This window comes from Aminobacter ciceronei (assembly GCF_014138625.1).
Classification (GTDB): domain Bacteria; phylum Pseudomonadota; class Alphaproteobacteria; order Rhizobiales; family Rhizobiaceae; genus Aminobacter; species Aminobacter ciceronei.
In genome coordinates, this window is record NZ_JACJHY010000079.1 from 1 (window position 1) to 6,662 (window position 6,662).

At 64.0% G+C, this 6,662-nt stretch carries 7 protein-coding genes; all 7 read right to left on the reverse strand.

Features of this window, described 5'->3' with window-relative positions; translation table 11 throughout:
• On the reverse strand, positions 1-956 hold a 956-nt coding region (locus HNQ95_RS33080; RefSeq protein WP_182576237.1), incomplete at its 3' end, for an FAD-dependent oxidoreductase.
• A gap of 2 nt (positions 957-958) precedes the next feature.
• Positions 959-1,267 (reverse strand): sarcosine oxidase subunit delta, encoded by a 309-nt coding sequence (locus HNQ95_RS33085; protein ID WP_067967931.1) that lies wholly within the window; start codon positions 1,265-1,267, stop codon positions 959-961.
• A gap of 16 nt (positions 1,268-1,283) precedes the next feature.
• On the reverse strand, positions 1,284-2,537 hold the full coding sequence (locus HNQ95_RS33090; RefSeq protein WP_067967926.1) for a sarcosine oxidase subunit beta family protein: 1,254 nt from the start codon (positions 2,535-2,537) through the stop codon (positions 1,284-1,286).
• An 81-nt stretch (positions 2,538-2,618) separates the two neighbouring features.
• A complete protein-coding gene (glnT, locus tag HNQ95_RS33095) occupies positions 2,619-3,962 on the reverse strand; it encodes a type III glutamate--ammonia ligase (protein ID WP_067967923.1) in 1,344 nt (447 codons plus the stop codon).
• Positions 3,963-3,989: 27 nt separating this feature from the next.
• Positions 3,990-5,318 carry an FMN-binding glutamate synthase family protein gene (locus tag HNQ95_RS33100; RefSeq protein WP_182576238.1) on the reverse strand — a complete coding sequence of 443 codons (1,329 nt, stop codon included), beginning with the start codon at positions 5,316-5,318 and terminating at the stop codon, positions 3,990-3,992.
• Positions 5,319-5,326: 8 nt separating this feature from the next.
• Positions 5,327-6,064, reverse strand: coding sequence for a GltB/FmdC/FwdC-like GXGXG domain-containing protein (locus HNQ95_RS33105; RefSeq protein ID WP_067967917.1), 738 nt, complete (start codon positions 6,062-6,064; stop codon positions 5,327-5,329).
• Between the two features lie 4 nt (positions 6,065-6,068).
• Positions 6,069-6,662, reverse strand: a 594-nt coding sequence (locus HNQ95_RS33110; protein ID WP_182576239.1) for a class II glutamine amidotransferase, incomplete at its 5' end; no start/stop codon positions are given.

Below are 6,662 nucleotides of genomic sequence, written 5' to 3' on the forward strand. Positions count from 1 at the left end.
GCGCCTGCCGTCACCACAGAACGCTTGGCGACGATGCGCCAGACACGCTGGCGGACCTGATACGGACCCGGCACCGGAACATGGTCGTTGACACGCTCGAGCGCGGCATAGACGCCGCCATCGTAGACACCGAACAGCGCCGTGCGGACCATGATGCGGACATTCGGAAGGGCTGTGAGTTCGTCGGTCGTACGACGCACCCACTCCTCGGCATGCATGCCGTCGATCTCGCCACCGTCGCTGAGCAGACGACCACCGAGACGGCTGTCTTCCTCGACGAGGATGACGCGCGACCCGGCGCGGCCAGCCGCCAGGGCAGCCGAAAGACCAGCGGCACCACCACCTATGACGAGCACGTCACAATGCGCCCAGGCCTTGTCGTAATGGTCTGGATCGGGCAACTCGGCGCTCTTGCCGAGACCAGCCGCACGGCGGATCAGCGGCTCGTAGACCTTCTCCCAGAACTTCGCCGGCCACATGAAGGTCTTGTAGTAGAAGCCGGCGACGAAGATCGGCGCGGCCAGCTGGTTGATCGACATGAAGTCGCGGCGCAGCGACGGCCAGCGGTTCTGGCTCTGGGCAACCAGCCCGTCATAGAGCTCCTGCGTGGTGGCACGGGTGTTCGGCTCCTTGCGGGCGCCGCTGCGCATCTCGACCAGCGCGCTCGGCTCTTCGGAGCCTGCGGTGATGATGCCGCGCGGGCGATGATACTTGAACGAGCGTGCGACCAGCTTGACGCCGTTGGCAACGAGCGCCGAGGCCAGCGTGTCGCCGGCAAAGCCCGACATGACCTTGCCATCGAACGAAAACTGCAGCGGCTGCTGGCGGTCGATCAGGCCGCCGCTGCGCAGGCGATGCGACTGGCTGGCTGAAGCTGCCTGGCTGCGGGCGCTGGTCGGCGCGCCCTCGAGTGCGGCCGTCCTGCCGAGCGGTTCGGATCCGGAATAGCCCGACATCTTTATTCTCCTGCCTGCACCGGCTTGGCCGCGCCAACGCCTGGGGCTGCGGTCACCGATCTGAATTCATGCGTCACCGTGTTGCGCTCGGCGATCAGCCACGAGCGACAGCCACCACCGTGGTACCAGTACTCGCGCATGTAGCCGGCGACGTTGTCGCGCAGATAGACGTAGTCGTAGAAGGCGTCCTCGACGCCCTCGGGGCTTTCGCCGCTATCGACTGCGAAGTTGGGCCGCTTGGGCGAAGCGTCGCCGAGATAGGTGAACTCGCCGTTCTCGCGTTCGCCGCAGAAAGGACATGCAATACGCATTCCGCCAGTCTCGCTTTCAGTGCAGGTTGGGTTGGGCGCCCTGGCCCTTTTCATCGATCATCGCGCCGCGGCGGAACCGGTCGAGCCGGAAGCGTGCCGCTTCCGGATGCGGTTCGTCGCGCGCCAAGAGGTGGGCGAAGACGAGGCCCGAAGCCGGCGTCGCCTTGAAGCCGCCATAGCACCAGCCGGCGTTGAGGTAGAGGCCATCGATCGGCGTCTTGTCGATGATCGGCGTGCCGTCCATCGACATGTCCATGATGCCGCCCCACTGGCGCAGCATGCGGACGCGGCCGATCATCGGCATGACCGCCATGCCACCTTCGCAAACGTCTTCGATGACGGGCATGTTGCCGCGCTGGGCGTAGGAGTTGTAGCCGTCGAGGTCGCCGCCGAAGACAAGGCCGCCCTTGTCGGACTGGCTGATATAGAAGTGGCCGGCGCCGAAGGTGATGACACCTGGGATCAGCGGCTTGATCGCTTCGGAGACGAAGGCCTGCAGCACATGGCTTTCGATCGGCAGCTTCATGCCGGCCATCGCCGCCACGCGGGAGGTGTTGCCGGCGACCGCCATGCCGACCTTGCCGGCGCTGATCTTGCCGCGCGACGTCTCGACGCCGGTGATCTTGCCGTTGTGGTCGCGCACGAAGCCGGTGACTTCGCAGTTCTGGATGATGTCGACGCCGCGCTGGTCGGCGGCGCGGGCGTAGCCCCACACAACCGCGTCGTGGCGGGCGGTGCCGCCGCGTCGCTGCAGCAGGCCGCCCATGATCGGAAAGCGCGGGCTGTCATAATTGAGGAATGGCAGTTCCTTGCGGATCTGCACCGCGTCGAGCAGTTCGGCGTCGATGCCGTTGATCCGCATGGTGTTGCCGCGACGGGCAAAGGCGTCGCGCTGGGCATCGGAGTGGTAGAGGTTGATGATGCCGCGCTGGGAAACCATCGCGTTGTAATTGAGATCCTGCTCCATGCGCTCCCACAGCTTCATCGACATCTCGTAGAAGCCGGTATTGCCGGGAAGACCGTAGTTGGAGCGGATGATGGTGGTGTTTCGGCCGGCATTGCCGGAGCCGATCCAGCCCTTTTCCAGCACCGCAACGTTGCGGATGCCGTATTCGTTGGCGAGGAAATACGCCGTGGCCAAACCATGGCCGCCACCGCCGATGATGATCACGTCGTAGTGGCTCTTGGGCGCCGGATCGCGCCAGGCCCGGGTCCAGCCCTTGTGGCCCGACAATGCAGCCTTGGCGAGTGAGAAGATCGAATATTTCATCGCATGTGTTCCGGCGAAATGTGAGGTGTATCCGAGGCCCGCGCCCGGTCTCCACGACCGGGCACAGCCTGTTTGGGTGCCTCAGACGTCCAGCGTGTGGTCGCGTTCCCACTGGGTGAAGTGCGACGCGTAGGAGTTCCACTCCTGGTGCTTGAGCTTGATGTAGGCGGCGGAGAACTCCTCGCCCATCGCGGCCTTCAGCTCGCTGTCTTCGTCATAGGCGCGGAGCGCGTCGAGCAGGTTGAGCGGCAGCTTGGCACCGTGGGTGACGGTGTGGCCCTCGCGGTACATGTCGACATCGCTGCGCGGGCCGGGATCGGCCTTGGTGCGAATGCCGCTGAGGCCGGCGGCGATGATGATCGCCTGCATCAGGTACGGATTGGCCGCGCCGTCGGGCAGACGCAGTTCGAAGCGGCCAGGGCCGGGCACACGCACCATGTGGGTGCGGTTGTTGCCGGTCCAGGTCACCGTGTTCGGCGCCCAGGTGGCACCGGAGACGGTGCGCGGTGCGTTGATGCGCTTGTAGGAGTTGACGGTCGGGTTGCAGATCGCGGCGAGCGCCGAAGCATGCTTCATGATGCCGCCGAGGAAGTAGCGGCCCTTCTCCGACAGACCCAGTTCCATGTTCTTGTCGGCGAAGGCATTGGACTTGCCGGCAAGATCCCACACCGAGATGTGGGCGTGACAGCCCGAGCCGGTCAGACCCTGGAACGGCTTCGGCATGAAGGTTGCCCGCAGGCCGTGCTTTTCGGCGATCGAGCGAACCATGAACTTGAAGAAGGAGTGCTTGTCGGCGGTCTGCAGGACGTCGTCATACTCCCAGTTCATCTCGAACTGGCCGTTCGCGTCCTCATGGTCGTTCTGGTAGGGTTTCCAGCCGAGGTCGAGCATGGCATCGCAGATTTCGGCGATGACGTCGAAGCGGCGCATCACGGCCTGCTGATCGTAGCAGGATTTTGCAGCGGTATCGTACTCGTCGGCGATCTGGTTGCCATCCGGCGTCGTCAGGAAGAATTCCGGCTCGACGCCGGTCTTGACGCGCATGCCTTCCTTGGCGGCTTCGGCGACAAGGCGCTTCAGCGTGTTGCGCGGTGCCTGGGCAACGCCCTTGCCTTCCATCAGGCAGTCCGATGCGAGCCAGGCCACTTCCGGCCGCCAGGGCAGCTGGATGACCGAGAGCGGATCCGGCACGGCAAGCATGTCGGGGTGCGCCGGCGTGAGGTCCAGCCAAGTCGCGAAGCCGGCAAAGCCGGCTCCGTCCTTCTGCATGTCCGAAATGGCCTGGGCCGGTACCAGCTTGGCGCGCTGGCCGCCGAACAGGTCCGTATACGAGACCATGAAGTATCTGATGTTGCGAGCCCTTGCGAACTCTTTGAGATCGGTCACCTCTGACTGATCGATTTTGGCTTCGAAGGCCGTACCCATGAATTGCTCCTCCCAATCCTTGTGGTTTTAAAAGGGACCCTTACCAGGTACCCAGCTTGTCCCCGCAAGCGGCACGCCAGCCATGGCGGCAGCTTCGATCGAAAGAGCGCAGAGATCTTCAGGCTCGAGATTGTGCAGGTGATTTTTGCCGCAGGCACGGGCGATCGTCTGTGCCTCAAGCGTCATGACCTTCAGATAATTCGCCAGACGGCGACCAGCCGCGATCGGATCGACGCGCTTCATCAGCTCGACGTCCTGCGTGGTGATGCCGGCCGGGTCCTTGCCCTCGTGCCAATCGTCGTAGGCACCGGCGGTGGTGCCAAGCTTCTGGTATTCATCCTCCCAACGCGGGTCGTTGTCGCCGAGTGCGATAAGTGCCGCGGTACCGACCGATACTGCATCAGCACCGAGCGCCAGCGCTTTGGCCACATCCGCACCATTGCGTATGCCACCGGAGACGATGAGCTGAACCTTGCGGTGCATGCCGAGATCCTGCAGCGCCTTCACTGCCGGACGGATACAGGCAAGCGTCGGCTGGCCGACATGCTCGATGAACACTTCCTGGGTTGCTGCCGTGCCGCCCTGCATGCCGTCGAGCACGACGACGTCGGCACCGGCCTTCACGGCAAGGGCCGTGTCATAATAGGGGCGTGCGCCACCGACCTTGACGTAGATCGGCTTTTCCCAGTCGGTGATCTCACGGATTTCGAGGATCTTGATCTCGAGATCGTCCGGACCGGTCCAGTCGGGGTGGCGGCAGGCCGAGCGCTGGTCGATGCCCTTGGGCAGCGTGCGCATCTCGGCGACGCGGTCGGAGATCTTCTGACCCAGGAGCATGCCGCCGCCGCCTGGCTTTGCGCCCTGGCCGACAACGATTTCGATGGCGTCGGCGCGACGCAGGTCACGCGGGTTCATGCCGTAGCGCGACGGCAGGTATTGGTAGACGAGCTGCTTGGAGTGGCCGCGCTCTTCCTCGGTCATGCCGCCGTCGCCGGTCGTGGTCGAGGTGCCGGAGAGCGTTGCGCCACGGCCCAGCGCTTCCTTGGCCGGGCCCGACAGCGAGCCGAAGCTCATGCCGGCAACCGTGATCGGGATCTTCAGCTCGATCGGCTTCTTGGCGAAACGCGTGCCCAGAACGACCGACGTGTCGCACTTTTCACGGTAGCCTTCGAGCGGATAGCGCGAGATCGAGGCGCCGAGGAACAGAAGGTCGTCGAAATGCGGGACCTTGCGCTTGGCGCCGGAGCCGCGGATGTCGTAGATGCCCGTCGCTGCGGCGCGACGGATTTCGGACATCGCGTATTCATCGAACGTGGCCGACTTGCGTGGCGTCGTCGGAGGATTGTGATAGCTCATAGTGTTCCTCAGTAAGCGTCGGCGTTGTCGATGTTGAAGTTGTAGAGCGTGCGCGCAGAACCGTAGCGCGAGAACTCTTCCGGCTTGACGTCGGTGATGCCGGCGCGATCAAGCAGGTCCTTCAGGATGGCAATGTGCTCGGGGCGCATTTCCTTCTTGATGCAGTCGGCGCCGAGGCTCTTCACCGAGCCGCGCACGAACAGGCGGGCCTCGTAGATCGAGTCGCCCAGTGCATCGCCGGCATCGCCGAGAACGACGAGGTTGCCCGATTGCGCCATGAAGGCCGACATGTGGCCGATATTGCCACGGACGACGATGTTGATGCCCTTCATCGAGATGCCGCAGCGCGACGAGGCGTTACCTTCGATGACAAGCAGGCCGCCGCGGCCGGTGGCGCCGGCGTACTGGCTGGCGTCGCCCTTCACGATGATCGTGCCCGACATCATGTTTTCACCGACGCCGGGGCCGGCCGAACCATGCACGGTGATCGTGCTGTTCTGGTTCATGCCGCCGCAATAGTAGCCAACGGAACCCTGCACATCGATCGAGATCGCGTGTTCGGCGCCGACGGCAACGGCGTGGCTGCCCTTGGGGTTGAGAACCTCCCAGTTCGATTCACCGGCGGCATCCTTCACATTGTGAAGAGCCTGGTTGAACTCGCGCAAAGTGATCTTGGACAGATCGAAGGTCTTCGGCGCGTAGTTGGCCTGGTGCAGAGGCGCGGTCGCAAGATTTGTTGAATGCATAATCTCAGTGCTCCCAGAAATAGACGGTGGACGGCTCGGGCTCCCAGACCTTGGCGTCTTCGATGCCTGGCAGATTGGCGAGGGCGCGATACTCGGAGCCGAAGGCGACGTACTGGTCGGTTTCGGCCATGACGGCGGGCTTGCAGGAGATCGGGTCGCGGACGACGCCGAAGCCGTTCTTGGTGCCGACGACGAAGGTGAAGAAGCCGTCGAGGTCGTTCAGGCTGCTTTCCAGCGCCTCACCGAGGTTCTGGCCATGCGCGATCTTCGAGGACAGGTACGCGGCGGCGACTTCGGTGTCGTTCTCGGTCTCGAAGAGCATGCCGTCGCGGATCAGCTCGCGGCGCAGGTTGTTGTGGTTCGACAGCGAGCCGTTGTGCACCAGGCACTGGTCGGGGCCGGTCGAGAAGGGGTGCGCGCCGAGCGTGGTGACGGCGGATTCGGTGGCCATGCGGGTATGGCCGATGCCGTGGCTGCCGCTCATCTTGGTAACGTCGAAGCGCTTCACGACTTCGACCGGCAGGCCGACTTCCTTGTAGATTTCGATCGCTTCGCCGGCGCCCATGACACGGACGCTGGGGCGCAGTTCGGCAAGTGC